We start from the raw sequence: 1,065 nt of genomic DNA on the forward strand, positions 1-1,065 counted from the left end.
CAAGGTGGGCTCGACGCTGCGGATCGGCAGGCCGCAGACCGTTTCCATTACCGAGCAGGCGATAGCGCAGTATCAGAATATCGTCGCGCAGGGCGGCTGGGAGCCGGTCCCTGACACCAAGAAACTGCAGCTCGGCGTCATCGACCCCGACGTAGTGCCATTGCGCAGGCGCTTGATGGTTTCGGGCGACCTGGCGCAGAGCGCCGGCCTGTCAGAGGCCTTCGATTCCTATGTCGATGCGGCGGTCAAGCGCTTCCAGGCGCGCCATGGCCTGCCTTCCGACGGGACCCTGGGCCAATATACCTATGCGGCGATGAATGTTTCGGCGCAGGTCCGGCTTGGCCAGTTGCAGACCAATCTGCAGCGGCTGCACGAGCGCGCCGGCACGCTGGGCAACCGTTATGTATTGGTCGACATCCCGGGCGCCCAGATCGAGGCGGTCGAGAACGACCGCGTCGTGCTGCGCCACACCGCCGTTGTCGGCAAGATCGATCGCCAGACGCCGATCGTCGATTCCAAGATCAACGAGATCATCGTCAATCCCTACTGGAACGCGCCGGTCTCGATCGTGCGCAAGGACATCATTCCGCTGATGCGGAAGGACCCCAACTATCTCAAGGACAGCAAGATCCGTCTGTTCGCACCGGATGGCAGCGAGGTCGATCCGCTGACCGTAGACTGGTCGACCGACGACGCCGAGAAATACCGCTTCCGCCAGGATCCGGGCGCCGGCAATGCGATGGCTTCGGTCAAGATCAATTTCCCGAGCCCGGACGGCGTCTACATGCACGACACGCCGCAGCAGAGCCTGTTCGGCAAGATGATGCGCTTCGATTCCTCGGGCTGCGTGCGCGTTCAGAACGTGCGCGATCTCGTCACCTGGATATTGCGCGACACGCCGGGCTGGAACCGCCAGCATTTCGAGTCGGCGATCAAGAGCGGCGAGAACGTCCCGGTGCAGGTCAACAATCCGGTGCCGGTCTATTTCCTCTACATCTCGGCCTGGTCGACGGGGCCTGGCGTCGTGCAGTTCCGCGACGATATCTACGGGCTCGACGGAGCCAA

At 62.9% G+C, this 1,065-nt stretch carries 1 protein-coding gene; it reads left to right on the forward strand.

All coding sequences use genetic code 11. The features are described 5' to 3' along the window. Positions 1-1,065: L,D-transpeptidase family protein (locus tag EOC93_RS33525; RefSeq protein ID WP_206532305.1), on the forward strand; the 1,065-nt coding region annotated here is incomplete at both ends.

The sequence above is a fragment of the Mesorhizobium sp. M6A.T.Ce.TU.002.03.1.1 genome (assembly GCF_003997275.1).
Taxonomy (GTDB): domain Bacteria; phylum Pseudomonadota; class Alphaproteobacteria; order Rhizobiales; family Rhizobiaceae; genus Mesorhizobium; species Mesorhizobium mediterraneum.